General features: G+C 58.7%; 18 protein-coding genes. 13 read left to right on the top strand and 5 right to left on the bottom strand.

Features of this window, described 5'->3' with window-relative positions; all coding sequences use genetic code 11:
- Window positions 1-45 precede the first annotated feature (45 nt).
- The 7 genes from fghA to rpoS all read left to right on the top strand — a co-directional run bounded on the left by fghA (window position 46) and on the right by rpoS (window position 6,067).
- Complete coding sequence (gene fghA, locus AC1Z24_RS24460) at window positions 46-891, top strand: S-formylglutathione hydrolase (RefSeq protein WP_259109879.1); 846 nt, start codon at window positions 46-48, stop codon at window positions 889-891.
- Between the two features lie 45 nt (window positions 892-936).
- Window positions 937-1,410 carry a 2-C-methyl-D-erythritol 2,4-cyclodiphosphate synthase gene (gene ispF, locus AC1Z24_RS24455; protein WP_259109877.1) on the top strand — a complete coding sequence of 158 codons (474 nt, stop codon included), beginning with the start codon at window positions 937-939 and terminating at the stop codon, window positions 1,408-1,410.
- Window positions 1,407-2,465, top strand: coding sequence for a tRNA pseudouridine(13) synthase TruD (gene truD, locus AC1Z24_RS24450; protein ID WP_483743047.1), 1,059 nt, complete (start codon window positions 1,407-1,409; stop codon window positions 2,463-2,465). Before ispF ends, truD begins: the two co-directional genes overlap by 4 nt.
- Complete coding sequence (gene surE, locus AC1Z24_RS24445; RefSeq protein ID WP_483743046.1) at window positions 2,453-3,202, top strand: 5'/3'-nucleotidase SurE; 750 nt, start codon at window positions 2,453-2,455, stop codon at window positions 3,200-3,202. The genes truD and surE overlap by 13 nt, the downstream gene beginning before the upstream one ends.
- A gap of 41 nt (window positions 3,203-3,243) precedes the next feature.
- Complete coding sequence (locus AC1Z24_RS24440; RefSeq protein WP_483746706.1) at window positions 3,244-3,879, top strand: protein-L-isoaspartate(D-aspartate) O-methyltransferase; 636 nt, start codon at window positions 3,244-3,246, stop codon at window positions 3,877-3,879.
- Between the two features lie 190 nt (window positions 3,880-4,069).
- Window positions 4,070-4,957, top strand: a complete 888-nt coding sequence (locus AC1Z24_RS24435; protein WP_483743045.1) for a peptidoglycan DD-metalloendopeptidase family protein — start codon at window positions 4,070-4,072, stop codon at window positions 4,955-4,957.
- A gap of 102 nt (window positions 4,958-5,059) precedes the next feature.
- Window positions 5,060-6,067 (top strand): RNA polymerase sigma factor RpoS, encoded by a 1,008-nt coding sequence (gene rpoS / locus AC1Z24_RS24430; protein WP_483743044.1) that lies wholly within the window; start codon window positions 5,060-5,062, stop codon window positions 6,065-6,067.
- Between the two features lie 540 nt (window positions 6,068-6,607).
- Here rpoS and fdxA read toward each other — a convergent pair.
- Together fdxA and mutS are read right to left on the bottom strand one after the other, a co-directional pair.
- Window positions 6,608-6,931: a ferredoxin FdxA gene (gene fdxA, locus AC1Z24_RS24425; RefSeq protein WP_259109866.1), complete on the bottom strand. Its 324-nt coding sequence runs from the start codon at window positions 6,929-6,931 to the stop codon at window positions 6,608-6,610.
- A gap of 221 nt (window positions 6,932-7,152) precedes the next feature.
- Window positions 7,153-9,720, bottom strand: a complete 2,568-nt coding sequence (gene mutS, locus AC1Z24_RS24420) for a DNA mismatch repair protein MutS (protein ID WP_483746705.1) — start codon at window positions 9,718-9,720, stop codon at window positions 7,153-7,155.
- Window positions 9,721-10,215: 495 nt separating this feature from the next.
- On the opposite strand from mutS, the gene AC1Z24_RS24415 reads away from it, so the two are divergent.
- The 3 genes from AC1Z24_RS24415 (at window position 10,216) to recX (ending at window position 12,360) form a co-directional block, all read left to right on the top strand.
- A complete protein-coding gene (locus AC1Z24_RS24415) occupies window positions 10,216-10,716 on the top strand; it encodes a CinA family protein (protein WP_483743043.1) in 501 nt (166 codons plus the stop codon).
- Window positions 10,717-10,810: 94 nt separating this feature from the next.
- Window positions 10,811-11,884 (top strand): recombinase RecA, encoded by a 1,074-nt coding sequence (gene recA, locus AC1Z24_RS24410; protein ID WP_413301536.1) that lies wholly within the window; start codon window positions 10,811-10,813, stop codon window positions 11,882-11,884.
- Window positions 11,885-11,892: 8 nt separating this feature from the next.
- Window positions 11,893-12,360 carry a recombination regulator RecX gene (recX, locus tag AC1Z24_RS24405; protein ID WP_483743042.1) on the top strand — a complete coding sequence of 156 codons (468 nt, stop codon included), beginning with the start codon at window positions 11,893-11,895 and terminating at the stop codon, window positions 12,358-12,360.
- A gap of 3 nt (window positions 12,361-12,363) precedes the next feature.
- Here the strand turns inward: recX and AC1Z24_RS24400 are convergent, their stop codons facing one another.
- Together AC1Z24_RS24400 and AC1Z24_RS24395 are read right to left on the bottom strand one after the other, a co-directional pair.
- Complete coding sequence (locus AC1Z24_RS24400; protein WP_483743041.1) at window positions 12,364-13,482, bottom strand: LOG family protein; 1,119 nt, start codon at window positions 13,480-13,482, stop codon at window positions 12,364-12,366.
- A gap of 100 nt (window positions 13,483-13,582) precedes the next feature.
- On the bottom strand, window positions 13,583-13,993 hold the full coding sequence (locus AC1Z24_RS24395) for a quorum-sensing-regulated virulence factor family protein (RefSeq protein WP_483743040.1): 411 nt from the start codon (window positions 13,991-13,993) through the stop codon (window positions 13,583-13,585).
- Window positions 13,994-14,210: 217 nt separating this feature from the next.
- Here AC1Z24_RS24395 and AC1Z24_RS24390 point away from each other — a divergent pair, with 217 nt between their 5' ends.
- From AC1Z24_RS24390 to AC1Z24_RS24380, 3 genes are all read left to right on the top strand, one after another.
- On the top strand, window positions 14,211-14,921 hold the full coding sequence (locus tag AC1Z24_RS24390; RefSeq protein WP_483743039.1) for a tRNA-uridine aminocarboxypropyltransferase: 711 nt from the start codon (window positions 14,211-14,213) through the stop codon (window positions 14,919-14,921).
- 332 nt (window positions 14,922-15,253) lie between these two features.
- A complete protein-coding gene (gene erdR, locus AC1Z24_RS24385) occupies window positions 15,254-15,901 on the top strand; it encodes a response regulator transcription factor ErdR (RefSeq protein WP_259109851.1) in 648 nt (215 codons plus the stop codon).
- A gap of 84 nt (window positions 15,902-15,985) precedes the next feature.
- Window positions 15,986-16,351, top strand: a complete 366-nt coding sequence (locus AC1Z24_RS24380) for a diacylglycerol kinase (protein ID WP_259109848.1) — start codon at window positions 15,986-15,988, stop codon at window positions 16,349-16,351.
- Here AC1Z24_RS24380 and AC1Z24_RS24375 read toward each other — a convergent pair.
- Window positions 16,348-17,274: a LysR family transcriptional regulator gene (locus AC1Z24_RS24375; RefSeq protein WP_483743038.1), complete on the bottom strand. Its 927-nt coding sequence runs from the start codon at window positions 17,272-17,274 to the stop codon at window positions 16,348-16,350. The two genes, AC1Z24_RS24380 and AC1Z24_RS24375, sit on opposite strands and share 4 nt — an antisense overlap.
- Between the last annotated feature and the right edge of the window lie 65 nt (window positions 17,275-17,339).

The following is a 17,339-nucleotide window of genomic DNA, read 5'->3' as shown; positions in this document are numbered from 1 at the left end:
GATTGCAGCTTGAAGCTCGTAGCTTGAAGCTGGGAGTCCACGACCATGTCTTTGGAAAATATTTCCTGCCAGAAAAGCTTCGGCGGCTGGCAGAAGCGCTACAAGCATCGCTCCGACGTGCTCGGCTGCGACATGGTGTTTGCCGTCTATCTGCCACCGCAGGCAGAGCAGGGCGAGAAGCTGCCGGTGCTGTATTGGCTGTCAGGCCTGACCTGTACCGATGAAAACTTCATGCAGAAGGCTGGCGTGCAGCGCATTGCCGCTGAGCTTGGCATCATCATCGTCGCTCCTGACACCAGCCCACGCGGGCCGGATGTGCCCGGTGATCCGGATAACGCCTGGGACTTCGGTCTCGGTGCCGGTTTCTACCTGAACGCTACGGCACAGCCTTGGGCCAAGCATTACCGCATGCATGATTATGTGGTCAGCGAGCTGCCGGCCCTGGTCGAGGCGCATTTCCCTGCATCCGATGTGCGTGGCGTCAGCGGTCATTCCATGGGCGGCCACGGTGCTCTGGTCTGCGCGTTGCGCAATCCGGGCCGCTACAAGTCGGTGTCAGCGTTTTCGCCGATCAGCAATCCGATGGATTGCCCGTGGGGGCAAAAGGCTTTCTCCCGTTATCTGGGTGAAGACCGTGCCCGCTGGCGCGAATGGGATGCCAGTGTGCTGATCAGCGAAGCGACGGAAAAACTGCCGATCCTCGTCGATCAGGGCGATCGTGACGACTTCCTGGCCAATCAGCTCAAGCCTGAGGCGCTGGTCCAGGCGGCGAAAGCGGCAGAGCATCCACTGACCTTGAGAATGCAGCCGGGTTACGACCACAGCTATTTCTTCATCGCCAGTTTCATGGAAGATCATCTGCGACATCACGCACTCGCCTTGAAAGCCTAATAAGTAGGTAGAATCACGCCCTGACTTTTTTCAGGGCGTTTTTTTATGCGTATTGGCCATGGCTACGATGTGCACCGTTTCGCCGAGGGCGACTTCATTACCCTGGGCGGCGTGCGCATTGCACACAGGTTCGGCCTGCTGGCCCATTCTGATGGCGATGTGCTGTTGCATGCCTTGAGCGATGCCCTGCTCGGCGCCGCTGCGCTGGGTGATATCGGCAAGCATTTCCCCGATACCGATCCCCAATTCAAGGGTGCCGACAGCCGAGTGCTGCTGCGCCATGTGCTGGGCCTGATCCATGCCAAGGGCTGGAAGGTCGGCAATGTCGACGCCACCATCGTCGCCCAGGCGCCGAAAATGGCCCCGCATATCGATTCGATGCGCGCCTTGATTGCCGCGGATCTTCAAGTTGAGCTCGATCAAGTGAACGTAAAAGCCACCACCACGGAAAAGCTCGGCTTCACCGGCCGCGAAGAAGGCATTGCCGTGCACGCTGTTGCCCTGTTGCTGCGCCCATGACTGAACTCGAACTGCTGGGCCCGCGTGCCTATGGCCAATCCCTGGGCAGCGCCGTGCTCAAAGCCACAGCTGAAGACTTTCAGGTTGATGAAGTGCTGGATATCCCGTTGTCCGGCGACGGTGAGCACCTTTGGCTGTGGGTCGAGAAGCGCGGCCTGAATACCGAAGAGGCCGCCCGGCGCCTGGCCCGTGCTGCCGGTGTGCAATTGCGCACAGTCAGCTACGCGGGGCTCAAGGACCGTCAGGCTCTGACCCGGCAATGGTTCAGCATTCAGTTGCCCGGCAAGGCCGATCCGGACCTGAGCGGTGCGCAAAACGACACGCTGAAGATCCTCAAGAGTGGTCGGCACAAGCGCAAGTTGCAGCGCGGCGCCCATGCCGCCAACGGCTTCACCCTGCGCCTGACCGGTCTTGCGGCAGACAAGGCCGCCCTGGACCTGCGCCTGCAGGCTATCGCCGCTCAGGGCATCCCCAATTACTTCGGCGCCCAGCGCTTCGGCTTTGACGGCGGTAACCTCGGCGAGGCTCGCGATTATGCCGCCCGCCAGGCCCTGCCGGAGCAGCGGAATGTGCGTTCGCGCCTGCTTTCTACCGCACGCAGCTACGTATTCAACCAGGTCCTGGCGGCACGGGTTGCCGACGGCAGCTGGCAGCGCGCCCAGGTTGGCGATCTGTTGGCATTTACCGACAGCCGCAGTTTTTTTCCTGCCGGTGAAGCCGAATGCAGCGACCCGCGCCTGACCATTCTCGACTTGCACCCGACCGGGCCGCAGTGGGGTCAAGGCCCTTCGCCAGCTCAGGGCGTCACCGCCGAGCTGGAAAACAGCGTCGCCCAACGTGAGTCAGTGCTTTGCGATTGGCTGATCAGGGCGGGAATGGAACACGAACGTCGCATCCTGCGGCTGCCCATTGGCCGGTTGACGTGGCATTATCCCGAGTCTGACATTCTGCAACTGGAATTCGTCCTTCCGGCCGGATGCTTCGCCACCGTACTGGTGCGTGAACTCGTCGATCTGGTGCCGGTTGGGCAGACGGACAGCCCATGCGTATTCTGATTTCAAATGATGATGGGGTAATGGCCCCCGGTCTTGCTGCGCTGCATTCGGCGTTGGCGGATTACTGTGAGTGCGTGATTGTCGCGCCTGATCAGGACCGAAGCGGCGCCAGCAGCTCACTGACCCTGGACCGGCCATTGCACCCGCATGTGCTGAGCAACGGTTATATCAGCGTCAACGGCTCGCCCACCGACTGCGTGCACTTGGGCCTCAATGGCCTGTTGGAGCAGGAGCCGGACATGGTGGTCTCGGGCATCAACCTGGGCGCTAACCTGGGGGATGACGTGCTGTATTCCGGCACCGTCGGCGCGGCGCTGGAAGGACGCTTCCTGGAGCGGCCGTCCTTTGCCTTTTCATTTCTGTCGCGTCAGCCCGATAACCTGGCGACGGCGGCGCATTACGCCCGCCTACTGGTCGAGGCCCATGAACAACTGGACCTGCCGCCGCGCACGGTATTGAACGTCAATATTCCGAATCTGCCGCTCGAGAACATTCGCGGCATACAACTGACCCGTCTAGGCCATCGCGCCCGTGCGGCAGCCCCGGTCAAGGTGGTCGACCCCCGCGGTCGCGCCGGTTACTGGATCGCCGCCGCCGGAGATGCCGAAGACGGCGGGGCAGGCACGGACTTTCACGCAGTCATGCAGGGCTTCGTCTCGATTACGCCCTTGCAGCTTGATCGTACCTATCAAGGAGGCTTCAGCAGCCTGAACCGTTGGCTGGAGGGGCTGGGTTGATGTCACGCGAGCAAGATGATCTGTTACGACGCGGGATTGGCATGACCTCCCAGCGCACCCGTGAGCGTTTGATCCAGCGCTTGTACGAGGAGGGGTTGTCCAACGCCCAGGTACTGGAGGTGATTCGCAAGACACCGCGCCACCTGTTCGTCGATGAGGCCCTGGCGCATCGGGCCTACGAAGACACGGCGCTGCCGATCGGCCATAACCAGACCATTTCCCAACCGTATATGGTGGCGCGCATGAGCGAGCTGCTGTTGGCGGCAGGGCCGCTGGACAAGGTGCTGGAGATCGGCACCGGTTCGGGCTACCAGACCGCGGTGCTGGCGCAGTTGGTCGAGCGAGTGTTCTCGGTGGAGCGAATCAAGGTTTTGCAGGATCGCGCCAAAGAGCGTCTGATCGAGCTGAATTTACGTAACGTAGTGTTTCGCTGGGGCGATGGCTGGGAAGGCTGGCCTGCGCTGGCACCGTACAACGGCATCATTGTCACGGCAGTGGCCACGGATGTGCCACAGGCCTTGCTCGATCAACTGGCCCCGGGTGGGCGACTGGTCATACCGGTCGGCTCCGGAGAGGTACAGCAACTGATGCTGATCATTCGTGAAGAGAACGGTTTTTCCCGACACGTGCTGGGGGCTGTCCGTTTCGTGCCTTTGCTCAATGGCCCCCTGGCCTGAGCTTTTGCATCGCCGCTGAATTCTGTCAGGCACTGCGGGTCTATCTCCTGTCTTTCTCTGGTACAGGAACCCGGTAGGTGTTTACTCAGTGCGGCGCGCGAATTTTGACATCGTTTAGCAATAACTGCCTGCCGTTAATACGGCACAATAGGCACCTTTCAAATTCAGTCACCGGTAAAGGGAGTGGCGGGTGAGTCGCACAGTCATTCGGCAGCGTATGTCTTCAATAAGTTTTCAGCGGCTGATGATTGGCATTGCCCTCAGTATCCTGTTGGTAGGCTGTTCCAGCAGTCCGTCGGGCGGTGTGCGGGTGGTCGATCGCAATGGCAGCGCGGCGACGCCTCAGCGCCCTGCGGTGACCACCGGGCAATACGTGGTCAAGCGGGGCGATACGCTGTTCTCCATCGCCTTCCGCTACGGTTGGGACTACAAGGCCCTGGCTGCACGTAACCAGATTCCCGAGCCCTATACCATTCATCCGGGACGCACGATTCGCTTCGACGGTGTTTCCAGCCAGCCGTCCGCGTCGACACCTGTAGCGGTTGTCGGCACGCCGACCGCACCGCCGCGTTCGGGCACCACGACGAGCACCACCACCAGCCCTTCGGGCTCGCTCAAGACCACGGTTATCTCCAAGCCGGTCGGGGTTGTACCGGTGGTAATACCGCCTTCCGGCGGCGCTCCGGCCGATGATGGTGGACGTTCTCCAAGTGGCTGGACCTGGCCGTCGGCCGGTGTTTTGATCGGTAAATTCTCTTCAAACGGTAGTTTGAATAAAGGAATTGATATCGCCGGGGATTTGGGACAGCCTGTTTTAGCTGCGTCTGATGGTTCGGTTGTTTACGCCGGGAGTGGCTTGCGGGGCTACGGCGAATTGGTAATCATCAAACACAGCGATACCTACGTCAGTGCCTATGGTCATAACCGTAGGCTGTTGGTACGGGAGGGGCAACAGGTCAAGGCTGGGCAGACAATTGCCGAGATGGGTTCAACTGGAACTGACCGGGTGAAGCTGCATTTTGAGATTCGCCGCCAGGGTAAGCCAGTCGATCCGCTGCAATTCTTGCCACGTCGTTGATTGTTGCCAGCCTGTTCCTTGCGTAGAGGGACAGGCTCACGCATTGCCACGGAAATCAGGCGATGCTGGAGCTTGAGGTCGAACTCACCAAAGGACTAAAAAATGGCTCTCATCAACGAAGCGCCGGAGTTTGACATAGATGATGAGGTTCTCCTGATGGAGGCCGGCATCATTCTGGAACCCGCACCGAAGGAAAAGCAGAAACCTGCTTCCTCGGCTCGGGCCAAGGCCAAAAACTCCACCGCACTCAAGCAGCACAAGTACATTGATTACACCCGGGCGCTTGATGCGACTCAGTTGTATCTCAATGAAATTGGTTTCTCTCCTCTGCTCTCCCCGGAAGAAGAAGTGCACTTTGCGCGGTTGTCGCAAAGTGGTGATCCGGCCGGGCGCAAACGCATGATTGAAAGCAATCTGCGGCTGGTGGTGAAAATTGCCAGGCGCTATGTCAATCGTGGGTTGTCATTGCTCGACCTGATCGAGGAGGGCAATCTGGGCCTGATCCGGGCTGTCGAGAAATTTGACCCTGAACGTGGGTTCCGCTTCTCGACCTATGCCACCTGGTGGATTCGCCAGACCATCGAACGCGCCATCATGAATCAGACCCGCACCATTCGTCTGCCGATTCATGTGGTCAAAGAGCTCAATGTCTATCTGCGTGCCGCTCGCGAGCTGACGCAGAAACTCGACCACGAGCCTTCCCCTGAAGAAATCGCCAACCTGCTCGAGAAACCGGTCTGTGAGGTCAAGCGCATGCTTGGTCTCAATGAGCGTGTGTCTTCGGTCGATGTGTCCCTTGGGCCGGACTCGGACAAGACGCTGCTCGACACCTTGACCGACGACCGGCCTACGGACCCCTGTGAGCTGCTGCAGGACGATGATCTGTCCCAGAGCATTGACCAGTGGCTGTCGGAGCTGACCGACAAGCAGCGTGAGGTTGTAGTACGCCGCTTTGGCCTGCGCGGGCATGAGAGCAGTACACTGGAGGATGTAGGGCTGGAAATCGGTTTGACCCGTGAGCGGGTCAGGCAGATCCAGGTTGAGGGTCTCAAGCGCTTGCGTGAGATCCTCGAAAAGAACGGCTTGTCGAGTGAGTCGCTGTTTCAATAAAGGCGTTCACTCTTTACAGTTTTAGACGCACACAAGAACACTCCGCATGGGGTGTTTTTGTTTTTCTGGTCTATGGCGACTCACCGGAAAAATATGATGATATTAATAAGATGGTTCATTTAAGAAGGTCGGGATTATTCATGTCAGCCTTTACTTACGAGGGCTGTAAGCTTTTGGCTGAGTGTCTTGAGGTTATTACGATCGTGATGCGTAAATTAATTTTAACTTATTGATTTGCAAGAATTATAAAATGATATGTGCGTTACATAAAGTATGGTTTTTACCCGTCCGCATAGTTGCTCTCTGCTGAGAAATCACTAATATCAGAACTGTGCCAAGGGATAGGCACAGGCCGTCAAGGATGACAGTCAAGGACATCGCAGGATGCGATTCATCAGGATGATGAAAAGGATTAAAGGGACTAGGGAAAAATGTGGGCGGTTCACTCCGCCCCTTCTCTCTTTCGGGAGATCGCTTGCAGAGGATCTCCCGAATACAAAAAAGGCCCGTTTTACGGGCCTTTTTTCATGGCGACGCCAATCAGCGTTCCAGGTCGGCAATCTTGCCTGGCTTGCCATCCCATTGCGCGGCATCGGGCAGCATTTCTTTCTTTTCAGTGATGTTGGGCCAGATATCAGCCAGTTCGGCGTTGAGCTCGATGAAGTTCTCCATGCCCGCAGGTATTTCATCTTCGGAGAAGATCGCGTTGGCAGGGCATTCAGGCTCGCAGAGCGCACAATCGATGCACTCGTCCGGGTGAATCACCAGGAAGTTCGGGCCTTCGTAGAAGCAGTCCACCGGACAGACTTCTACGCAGTCGGTGTACTTGCACTTGATGCAGTTGTCGGTGACGACGAAGGTCATTTCTAATTCTCTCCTCAGGCGGCGGCAGCAAGCCCCTACGGATGGGGCTGCTAGATTCGGGAGTCCCCGTACCGTATGAAAAACAGGCTTTTGGCCAGCGCTATTGCGCCACACCCTTGGTTCGCCCGCTCATCACGCGGCTTGGATCATCTGCTCAGCCAGGCTAAAAGCTGTCAGCTTCCCAAACCGCGCGGGATTCTAACAGCTTGTAACCGGTTGCGTCACAGGCGAGTTTGTAATGTGTACAACAACTCTAGTGCCTGACGCGGCGTGAGGTCGTCGAGTTTGACCTTGCTCAAGTCCTCCAGCACCGGGTGCGGCAGGCTGGCGAACAGATCGCTTTGTTGCGGAACTGCCGGTTTCCCTGGCTTGGCTTTCGGCTGCTCGTGGGGCAGGCTGGTGGTTTCCAGGCGTTGCAGATGTTCCTTGGCGCGACCGATGACCCGGGTTGGAACCCCCGCAAGCTGTGCCACGGCCAAGCCGTAGCTCTGGCTGGCCGGGCCCGGCAGTACCCGGTGCAGGAAGACGATACGTTCGTTGTGTTCGGTGGCATTGAGATGGACGTTGGCCACCAGGGGCTCGCTTTCCGGCAGAACCGTTAGCTCGAAATAGTGAGTTGCGAACAAGGTATAGGCCCGCAACTGGGCGAGACATTCCGCCGCAGCCCAGGCCAGGGACAAACCGTCAAAGGTACTGGTGCCGCGGCCGACTTCGTCCATCAGCACCAGGCTTTTATCCGTGGCATTGTGCAGGATATTGGCGGTTTCACTCATTTCCACCATGAAGGTCGAACGCCCGCCGGCCAGATCGTCACTGGAGCCGATACGGGTGAAGATGCGATCCACCAGTGACAGCTCGCAACTGGCGGCCGGAACGAAGCTGCCGATATGGGCAAGCAATACGATCAGAGCGGTCTGGCGCATGTAGGTGGATTTACCGCCCATGTTGGGACCTGTGATCACCAACATGCGGGTGCTGTCGTCCAGGGCCAGATCATTGGCCACGAAAGGCGTGGTCAGGACCTGCTCGACTACCGGATGACGGCCCTGGTCGATGCGCATGCACGGCTCGTCGACGAAGTGCGGGCAATTGAGATCCAGGTTCAGGGCGCGTTCGGCCAGGTTGGCCAGTACATCCAGCTCGGCCAGGGCGCCTGCTGTGTCCTGTAAGGGCGCCAGATGGCCGATCAGGTCTTCCAGCAATGCTTCGTAAAGCATTTTCTCCCGGGCCAGAGCACGGCTCTTGGCGGACAGTGCCTTGTCTTCGAACTCCTTCAGCTCAGGGGTAATGAAGCGCTCCGCGCCTTTGAGGGTCTGGCGGCGGATGTAATCAGCAGGTGCTTGTTCGGCCTGCTTGCTCGGCAGCTCGATGAAATAGCCGTGGATGCGGTTGTAGCCGACTTTCAGGTTAGCCAGGCCGGTGCGGGCCTTTTCCCGGGTTTCCAGGTCGATCAGGAACTGTCCGGCGTTTTCGCTCAGGGACTGCAGATCGTCCAGTTCGGCGTCGTAGCCGGTTTTCAGCACGCCACCATCGCGAATCACCGCAGGCGGGTTGTCGATGATCGCGCGTTGCAGCAGGTCCGCCAATTCCGGATAGGTGCTGGTGGTGGCCGCCAGTTGTTGCAAATGCGGGGCGTCCAGTTCGGTCATGCCCACTTGCAGCACGGGCAGGGCACTTAGGGCATCGCGCAGGCGCGCCAGGTCCCGGGGCCGGGCATTGCGCAGGCCGATCCTGGCAAGGATCCGCTCGATATCGCCAATTTCCTTGAGCTGCGGTTGCAGCTTTTCGAAGCGGTAGCTTTCCAGCAGGCAGCGGATCGAACTCTGCCGCGCCAGCAGGATGTTCAGGTCGCGCAAAGGACGGTTCAACCAACGGGTCAGCAGGCGCGTGCCCATGGCGGTCTGGCAACGATCCATCACCGATTGCAGAGTGTTGTCGCGGCCACCGGCCAGGTTGGTGTCCAGTTCCAGGTTACGGCGGCTGGCGCCATCGAGGATGACGGTATCGTCCATGCGCTCGTGGCGCAGGCTGCGCAAGTGCGGCAGGGCAGTGCGCTGGGTTTCCTTGGCATAGGCCAGCAAGCAGCCGGCAGCACCGATAGCCAGGGTCAGATTTTCGCAGCCGAAGCCTTTCAGGTCCTGGGTGGCGAATTGCTGGCAAAGACTTTTATGGGCCGAGTCACGCTCGAAGTCCCAGGGCGCACGACGCCGTGAGCCGCGACGTTTCTCGGCGGGCAAACCCTGAGGCCAGTCATCCGGGATCAACAGCTCGACCGGATTGGTCCGCTCCAGTTCGGCCAGCAGGTTCTCCCAGCCCTTGATTTCCTGGACGCTGAAATGTCCGCTATTAATATCCAGCACGGCCAGGCCGAACAGGCGCTCGTCACCCAGTACGGCGGCGATCAGGTTGTCGCGACGTTCGTCGAGCAATGCTTCATCGCTGACGGTGCCGGGCGTGATGATACGTACTACCTGGCGTTCAACCGGGCCTTTGCTGGTTGCAGGGTCGCCGATCTGCTCGCAGATCACCACAGACTCGCCGAGCTTGACCAGCTTGGCCAGGTAGCCTTCGGCGGCGTGGTAGGGAATGCCGCACATGGGGATGCTCTGCCCGGCGGACTGGCCACGCGCGGTCAGGGTGATATCCAGCAATTTGGCGGCTTTCTTCGCGTCTTCGTAGAAAATTTCGTAGAAGTCGCCCATGCGATAGAACATCAACTGATCAGGATGCTGATTCTTCAGCCGCCAGTATTGCTGCATCATGGGGGTGTGCGACGAAAGATCAGAAATAGCTTTATTCATCAGAGGCTTATGAGTTTTCGTTAGAAGGGGGAGGCAAATTTTTCGGACAGGCCAGGCGACTCCATCCGTAGGATGAGTCCGGGTGGTCCGATTGCGATGGGCGCAAGATTACCATGCACGTCTGGCCTGCGCAGGCCCGGTTATGCGTTGGCTTTTTTCATGACCGAAGTTTTCGTCGGCGTCCAATCGGTTGCGTGTCTGTATAGACTCCGGACTGTTGTTGATTATCGAGTCTGCCATCGAAAAGGAGCTTTTATGGCCAAGGTAAACAAACGGGGAAGGGATTCCGTCACTGGGCGCTTCATTACAATTGAAGAAGCCAAGAGCAGGCCCAGGGAAACTACGGTCGTGACGATCAGGAAGCCATGTCCGAAAGGCCAGGGCAAACAAAGCAAGACCGAAGAGCCGTAGTTGCGCTTCGACGGGCGGCTGCTTCTGCGGCCGCCTCTCTGTAACGATCAGTGTCTATATGAGGACAAGAGCGTGGATGAACTTACCCAGCTTGCCGCCGACCTCGGCAAGCGCTTGCAGGCTTTGCAGCATCAGGTGAGCACGGCCGAGTCCTGCACCGGTGGCGGTATCGCCGAGGCGATCACCCGTATTCCCGGTAGCTCTGCCTGGTTCGAAGCGGGTTATGTCACCTATTCCAATGCCCAGAAGACTCGCCAGCTGCAGGTGCCGCAGGCACTGTTTGGCCGCGTCGGCGCCGTCAGTCGGGAAGTGGTAGAGGCGATGGTCGAGGGTGCGCAACACCAAAGCGGCGCCCATTTTGCCGTAGCCGTCAGTGGCGTGGCCGGGCCCGACGGCGGCTCGGCGGACAAGCCGGTCGGCACCGTCTGGATATGCTGGGGCGCGGGCGAGCAGATGGTTGCCCGGCGCCATCAGTTCGACGGCGATCGCGATGAGGTCCGCCGACAAACGGTAAAGGCCGCGCTAGAGGGCCTGATACAACTCTCTGACGGAGAAATCCCGATTCAGGGGTAGGCGCGCGCTCGGCGCTGTGGAATAATACTGTCTACTTATACAGGTATTGCGGCCGCTTCGGCCCTTCAATGAATTTGATTACGTGAGGACTTCAATGGACGACAACAAGAAGAAAGCCTTGGCTGCGGCCTTGGGTCAGATCGAGCGTCAATTCGGCAAAGGTGCCGTAATGCGCATGGGTGACCATGATCGCCAGGCGATCCCTTCTATTTCCACCGGTTCCCTCGGGCTGGACATCGCTCTGGGCATCGGCGGCTTGCCAAAAGGCCGGATCGTCGAAATCTACGGTCCGGAATCTTCCGGTAAAACCACGCTGACCCTGTCGGTCATCGCCCAGGCCCAGAAAATGGGTGCCACCTGCGCTTTCGTCGATGCCGAGCACGCACTGGACCCGGAGTACGCCGGCAAGCTTGGCGTCAACGTCGACGACCTGCTGGTTTCCCAGCCGGACACTGGTGAGCAGGCCCTGGAAATCACCGACATGCTGGTGCGCTCCAATGCCATCGACGTGATCGTCGTCGACTCCGTGGCGGCCCTGGTGCCCAAGGCCGAGATCGAAGGCGAGATGGGCGACATGCACGTGGGCCTGCAGGCTCGCCTGATGTCCCAGGCGCTGCGCAAGATCACTGGTAACATCAAGAACGCCAACTGCCTGGTGATCTTCATCAACCAGATTCGTATGAAGATCGGCGTGATGTTCGGTAGCCCGGAAACCACCACCGGTGGTAACGCCCTGAAATTCTACGCCTCTGTACGTCTGGACATCCGTCGTACCGGCGCGGTGAAGGAAGGCGACGAAGTAGTAGGCAGCGAAACCCGCGTCAAGATCGTCAAGAACAAGGTGGCCCCGCCATTCCGTCAGGCCGAGTTCCAGATCCTCTACGGCAAGGGCATCTACCTGAATGGCGAGATCATCGACCTGGCCGTACTGCACGGTTTCGTCGAGAAGTCCGGCGCCTGGTACAGCTACCAGGGCAGCAAGATCGGTCAGGGCAAGGCCAATTCGGCCAAGTTTCTGGCGGATAACCCGGAAATCGGTGCAGCCCTCGAGAAGCAGATTCGCGACAAGTTGCTGACCCCTGGTGTTGACACCAAGGCTGAAGGTTCGCGTCCTGCTGCTGTCGTGGCTGACGATGTGGCTGAAGTCGAAGCTGATTCCGACTTCTGATAGCCGCCATGTCCGCCGTGCTCGATACACCTGTCGCCGTACGGCGTACTGCCATGGACCTGCTCGCGCGACGCGAGCACGGTCGAGTCGAGCTGACGCGAAAATTGCGTCAGCGCGGCGCCACCGATGAACTCATCACACCCGCTCTCGATCGTCTGACCGAGGAAGGGCTCCTTTCCGAATCCCGCTATCTCGAAAGTTTCGTCTCTTACCGTGCCCGTTCCGGCTACGGCCCTATGCGTATCCGCGAAGAACTGGGCCAACGCGGCCTGCAACGTGCCGATATTGAATTGGCATTGCGCGAGTGCGGCATCGATTGGCGCGAGCAGATGCAGGAAACCTGGCAGCGTAAATTCGCCGGGCAATTACCTGTAGATGCGAAGGAACGGGCTCGACAAGGGCGCTTCCTGAGTTATCGGGGTTTTTCCATGGAGATGATCGGCCGCTTGCTAAGCGGTCGAGACGGCGACGATTAGTTTTCAATCGTTGAGAAGAGGTTCGCGGCTTTCGGGCTGCGTCTGCTGCGGACCCTCGACCCAGTTCTCTGGCAGGTTGATGTAGTCCACCAGTTCGCGCAGACGTCCATTACCGCGCCCATTGAAGGCAAAGGCCAGGCGGCTTAGATGGCTGAACTGCGCCTCGTCGTGCTCTTCGCCTTGATAGGCATGCTGATGAAAGTCGTCGCTCAGGCGCAGGTCGGCAAAGGCCTCCTGTATATGTGCCAGCGCGCTGTCGTTAAGCGGGTGGTGCATGCGGATCACGAACTGATTCTTCAACCAGCGGGTCGAGTGGAAGTTGCTATAGAAACGGTTGATCTCCTCGACTGCTTCGTCGCTGCTGTAGACCAGGCGCATCAACTTCGTGTCGGCGGGCAGGATGTAATGATTGTCCTGCAGTTGGTTCTGGAAGAAATCCAGAGCGCCTTGCCAGAAGCGGCCACCCGGTACATCGAGCAAGACGACCGGCACCAGCGGGCTTTTGCCGGTCTGGATCAGGGTCAGGACTTCCAGTGCTTCGTCCAGGGTGCCGAAGCCGCCAGGGCAGAGCACCAGGGCATCGGCTTCCTTGACGAAGAACAGCTTGCGGGTGAAGAAGAAGTGGAAAGGCAGCAAATGCTCGCTGCCATCGATAATCGCGTTGGCATGCTGTTCGAAAGGCAGGGTGATGTTGAAGCCCAGGCTGTGTTCACGACCCGCGCCTTCATGGGCAGCTGCCATGATGCCGCCACCGCCACCGGTAATCACCATCAGGTCGGCGCTCGCCAGTTGCGCTCCGAGTTCACGGGCCAGGGCATACAACGGATGTTCCAGAGGCGTACGGGCCGAGCCGAATACCGTGACCTTGCGACGGCCCTTGAAGCGCTCCAGTACCCGGAAAGCGTTATCCAGTTCGCGCAGGGTCTGCAGGGTTATCTTGGCGTTCCAGCGATTGCGATCGTCCTGGGCCATGCGCAGGACGGTCAGCATCATGTCGCGATACAGCGGCAGATTTGGACTGTCGGTCGAAACCTGCTGCAACAGCTCGTCGACCTTGGTGATGACATCGATCCCTTCGTCCTGGAAATGGCGAGACAAGACATCACTGGGTTTGTACGGCATTCAAACTCTCCTTGAGCAGCATCGTCCTTCGATTCTGCCGTGTCCCTATCCTAAGTCAAAATGAAAGGCGCATGTAGTCGGGGAGAGTGATGTCAGATTGTTACTTTTTAACCTGGCAATCGCTGGCCTTGAAGGTCTGCACGATGACGCCGCGATTGGTCTTGTACTCGGTGAATGAGTACTTGAGCGTCGCGCCCTTGTCCATCAACTGGCGGAAGCCGGTGTTGTGGCACACGCTGGTGCCGAGTTGATAGCGCACAGCGTCAGGGTTGGCGCGCATCTGCTGGGCCTGACTTTCGCGCACGCTCAGGTGGTTGACCAGTTCCTTGCCGTTGACGGTGTAGCCCTGATCGAGAATGTCTTCGTTGATGGCACGCGGAGTACCAACGCTGCTTTCCTTCGCGACTTTTTCCAGCATCTGGCTCAGTTCGTAGTCCTGCTTGGAGGCGGCCTGGGCGCAGAATGGGGTGATGAGCAGCAAGGTGAGAGTCGGGGCGATGAGGCGCAGCATTAAAATCTCCTGATTCGATGGGCCTGATTCGATGGTTGGCCGTTGGACCGGTGAGCCGGTCTTGCGTTCACCGTCGGCGCTGTAGCAATGGCGCCGCAGTATACAGGACCGGACGTCTATTCAGGCGGCGGAGGGGCGGGCTCTGATAAACTGCACGGCTTTCCTCCTGCCGAGTTCTTGCTGTGTTCATGCTCCCCCGTCGCTGGCGTCGTGTGTAATGACCCATGCCGTTTCCCGCCTGCGCGATGAGCGCCTGGCCCGTAGCACCAAACCCTTCGTCGCGCGCGGTTCGCGGGCGCCGCGCTGCCCCGATTGCCGGGTGATTTTCAGCTATTGCCTGTGTGCCTGGCGGCCTAGTGTCGAGGCGAATTCGGCCATGTGCCTGCTGATGTACGACACCGAGCCGCTAAAGCCGACCAATACCGGCTGGCTGATTGCCGATGTGATCAAGGATACCTACGCCTTTGGCTGGTCGCGCCTTGAAGTCGATCCGGAGCTGCTGGCGTTGCTCGATGACCCGCAATGGCAGCCATATATCGTCTTTCCTGGCGAGTTCGTTGCCAAGGAACGGGTGGTTACCCAAGTCCGTTGCGATGATGGCAAGCGCCCACTGTTTATTCTGCTGGACGCGACCTGGACCGAAGCCCGCAAGATGTTTCGCAAGAGTCCGTACCTTGAGCGTTTCCCGGTGCTGAGCCTTGAGCCGGAGCAGATTTCCCGCTATCGCCTGCGTCGCTCTCGGCGTGACGATCATTTCTGCACCGCAGAAGTCGCCGCGTTGTGCCTGGAACTGGCGGACGACAGTCAGGCCAGCAGTGTGCTCGACGCCTATCTGGATGTGTTCAGCGCCCATTACCTTGGTGCGAAGTTTCAGAACCCGATTGATCCGGACGATACCGCCCATACCCAGCTCAAGGCTTTTCTATAAAAGCTATTGTGGGACCAGCTTTAGCCGGGAGGGCTATCTAGCAGCTAAAGCCGCTCCTACGAGATCTGCCAGGAGAGGATCCCCCTAGTGGCTCTATAATGGTACATAGCGCCACACCCGCATTTGTCTGTAAGACCTATCGCTAACAGGCATCAGGTTTAGCTGCTTGACCACCCCGGCTTCGCTGGGCATGCTTGGCGCCGCTCAGGCGCTGGTCGTCGGGATTCGCTGCGCTGGCAGCCACGGCGCATAGTGAACTGCCAATATTCACGGATGCCCCGATGAGTGCTCGAACGGATCGACGCTCACCTATAGAAGAACAGGATCAAGAAATGACCTATGAAATCCTGATAGCCGATGACCACCCGCTGTTTCGCAGTGCCCTGCATCAAGCCCTCAGTATCGGTCTGGGCCCCGGCGCACGCCTGGTCGAGGCGGATAGCATCGCCCAACTGGAAACCCATCTTACTGCCAAGGCCGACTGGGATCTGGTACTGCTGGATCTGAACATGCCAGGCGCCTACGGATTCTCCGGGCTGGTGTTACTGCGCGGGCAATATCCGCAAATTCCCGTGGTCATGGTCTCAGCGCAGGAGGAAGCGTCCATCGTCGTTCGCTCCCGTGAGTTCGGCGCCAGCGGTTTCATTCCAAAATCAAGCTCCCTGGAAACCATTCAGCAAGCGGTACGCACCGTGCTGGATGGCGATGTCTGGTGGCCGCCACAGGTCAATGAGCCGGTCAGTGTTTCGGCTGACGCCAAGGCCGCGAGTGCCGGGTTGGCTAGCCTGACACCCCAACAGTTCCGCGTCCTGACCATGGTCTGTGAGGGCCTGTTGAACAAGCAGATCGCTTACGAGCTGAGCGTTTCGGAAGCGACGATCAAGGCCCACGTGACGGCGATTTTCCGCAAGCTTGGGGTACGCACCCGGACTCAGGCCGCACTGCTGCTGCAACAATTGGAATCGATTTCCGCCGGGTAAACCGGGCAAAACTGCTGATCTTTCACGCTTTTTTGACTCATTTTGAATTAGCTTTCTTTTCTTTTTATAAGCAGTTGCCCACCTATGTCTCCTTTCAAAGGCCAGACCGGCCTGAAGCGTATCCTCAATGCCGCAGGTTATTCCGTTGATGGTCTGAAAGCCGCATTCAAAGGCGAAGCTGCCTTTCGCCAGTTGGTGTTGCTCAATGTGATCCTGATTCCGTTGTCGTTTCTGTTCCACGTCAGTCGTGGCGAGCGGGCGATCTTGATCGCGGTGTGCCTGCTGGCGTTGATCGTTGAGTTGCTGAACTCGGCGGTGGAAGCGGCAATCGACCGGATTTCCCTGGACCTGCATCCGCTGTCCAAGAATGCCAAGGACATGGGCAGCGCCGCGCAGTTCGTGGCGCTGAGCATGATTGGCGTAGTCTGGGCATTAATCCTGCTGGGTTAGTACACGCTCGGCAGGACAATCTCATCGCTGCGCTGCACGCCCTCAGTGAACGAGCGGCACAGTTCGAGAAACTCGCGGATGGCCGAAGTCTGGTACTTCTGTTTGTGCCAGATGAAGTAGAACTGTCGCACCAGATCCAGCTCCGGCGTTTCTACGGCCACAAGACTGCCGCGGCGAAAGGCATCGCGCAGGGCCAGGCGGGAAATACAGCCGATGCCCAGACCCGACTCCACCGCGCGCTTGATCGCCTCGGTGTGTTCCAGCTCCAGTCTTACGTTCAACGCATTGCGATGATGGCGCATGGCCTGGTCGAAGGTCAGGCGCGTGCCGGAGCCCTGTTCGCGCAGGATCCAGGCCTCCCGGGTCAATTCGTCCATGGTCGCCTGTCCGCGCTTGGCCAACGGATGCTGGGGTGCGCAGAACACTACCAGTTCGTCTTCGACCCAGGTTTGCACTTCGATATCCGGATGGCTGCAGTCGCCTTCGATCAGACCCAGATCAATTTCGTAGTGCGCCACTTGTTGCACGATATGAGCCGTATTCTGTACATGCAGCTTGACCTGGCTTTCCGGGTGGCGCTGCATGAAACTGCCGATCAGCAACGTCGCCAGATAATTGCCGATGGTCAGGGTCGCACCTACTGCCAGCGAGCCGAAACCGGACTTGCCGTTGAGCAGGTCTTCGATTTCCTTGGCCTGGTCGAGCAACGCCACAGCCTGAGGCAGCAGTTGTCGCCCGGTGGCGTTGAGGCTCAGGCGTTTGCCGGCGCGGTCGAACAGCTGGCAGCTGGATTGGCGTTCCAGTTCGGTAATAGAGGTGCTGGCCGCCGATTGCGAAAGGGCCAATTGCACAGCAGCGCGCGAAACGCTCTCCTGCTGGGCGACGGCGACGAAAACCTGGAGTTGACGCAAAGTAAATCGCATATCTATATAACCGATAACCTATATCTTGATAATCCATTTAACAGATATTGTGTCTGCCACTAGAA

The organism is Pseudomonas sp. JL23, assembly GCF_056933585.1.
The sequence above is the reverse complement of the archived record's forward strand: the minus strand, read 5'-3'. Positions and strand labels throughout refer to the sequence as shown.

Excerpts from the sequence above, each read along its gene's own strand:
- fghA (WP_259109879.1), top strand. The coding sequence starts at position 46 with ATGTCTTTGGAAAATATTTCCTGCCAGAAAAGCTTCGGCGGCTGGCAG.
- ispF (WP_259109877.1), top strand. The coding sequence starts at position 937 with ATGCGTATTGGCCATGGCTACGATGTGCACCGTTTCGCCGAGGGCGAC.
- truD (WP_483743047.1), top strand. The coding sequence starts at position 1,407 with ATGACTGAACTCGAACTGCTGGGCCCGCGTGCCTATGGCCAATCCCTG.
- surE (WP_483743046.1), top strand. The coding sequence starts at position 2,453 with ATGCGTATTCTGATTTCAAATGATGATGGGGTAATGGCCCCCGGTCTT.
- AC1Z24_RS24440 (WP_483746706.1), top strand. The coding sequence starts at position 3,244 with ATGACCTCCCAGCGCACCCGTGAGCGTTTGATCCAGCGCTTGTACGAG.
- rpoS (WP_483743044.1), top strand. The coding sequence starts at position 5,060 with ATGGCTCTCATCAACGAAGCGCCGGAGTTTGACATAGATGATGAGGTT.
- fdxA (WP_259109866.1), bottom strand. The coding sequence starts at position 6,931 with ATGACCTTCGTCGTCACCGACAACTGCATCAAGTGCAAGTACACCGAC.
- recA (WP_413301536.1), top strand. The coding sequence starts at position 10,811 with ATGGACGACAACAAGAAGAAAGCCTTGGCTGCGGCCTTGGGTCAGATC.
- recX (WP_483743042.1), top strand. The coding sequence starts at position 11,893 with ATGTCCGCCGTGCTCGATACACCTGTCGCCGTACGGCGTACTGCCATG.
- AC1Z24_RS24400 (WP_483743041.1), bottom strand. The coding sequence starts at position 13,482 with ATGCCGTACAAACCCAGTGATGTCTTGTCTCGCCATTTCCAGGACGAA.
- AC1Z24_RS24395 (WP_483743040.1), bottom strand. The coding sequence starts at position 13,993 with ATGCTGCGCCTCATCGCCCCGACTCTCACCTTGCTGCTCATCACCCCA.
- AC1Z24_RS24390 (WP_483743039.1), top strand. The coding sequence starts at position 14,211 with ATGACCCATGCCGTTTCCCGCCTGCGCGATGAGCGCCTGGCCCGTAGC.
- erdR (WP_259109851.1), top strand. The coding sequence starts at position 15,254 with ATGACCTATGAAATCCTGATAGCCGATGACCACCCGCTGTTTCGCAGT.
- AC1Z24_RS24380 (WP_259109848.1), top strand. The coding sequence starts at position 15,986 with ATGTCTCCTTTCAAAGGCCAGACCGGCCTGAAGCGTATCCTCAATGCC.
- AC1Z24_RS24375 (WP_483743038.1), bottom strand. The coding sequence starts at position 17,274 with ATGCGATTTACTTTGCGTCAACTCCAGGTTTTCGTCGCCGTCGCCCAG.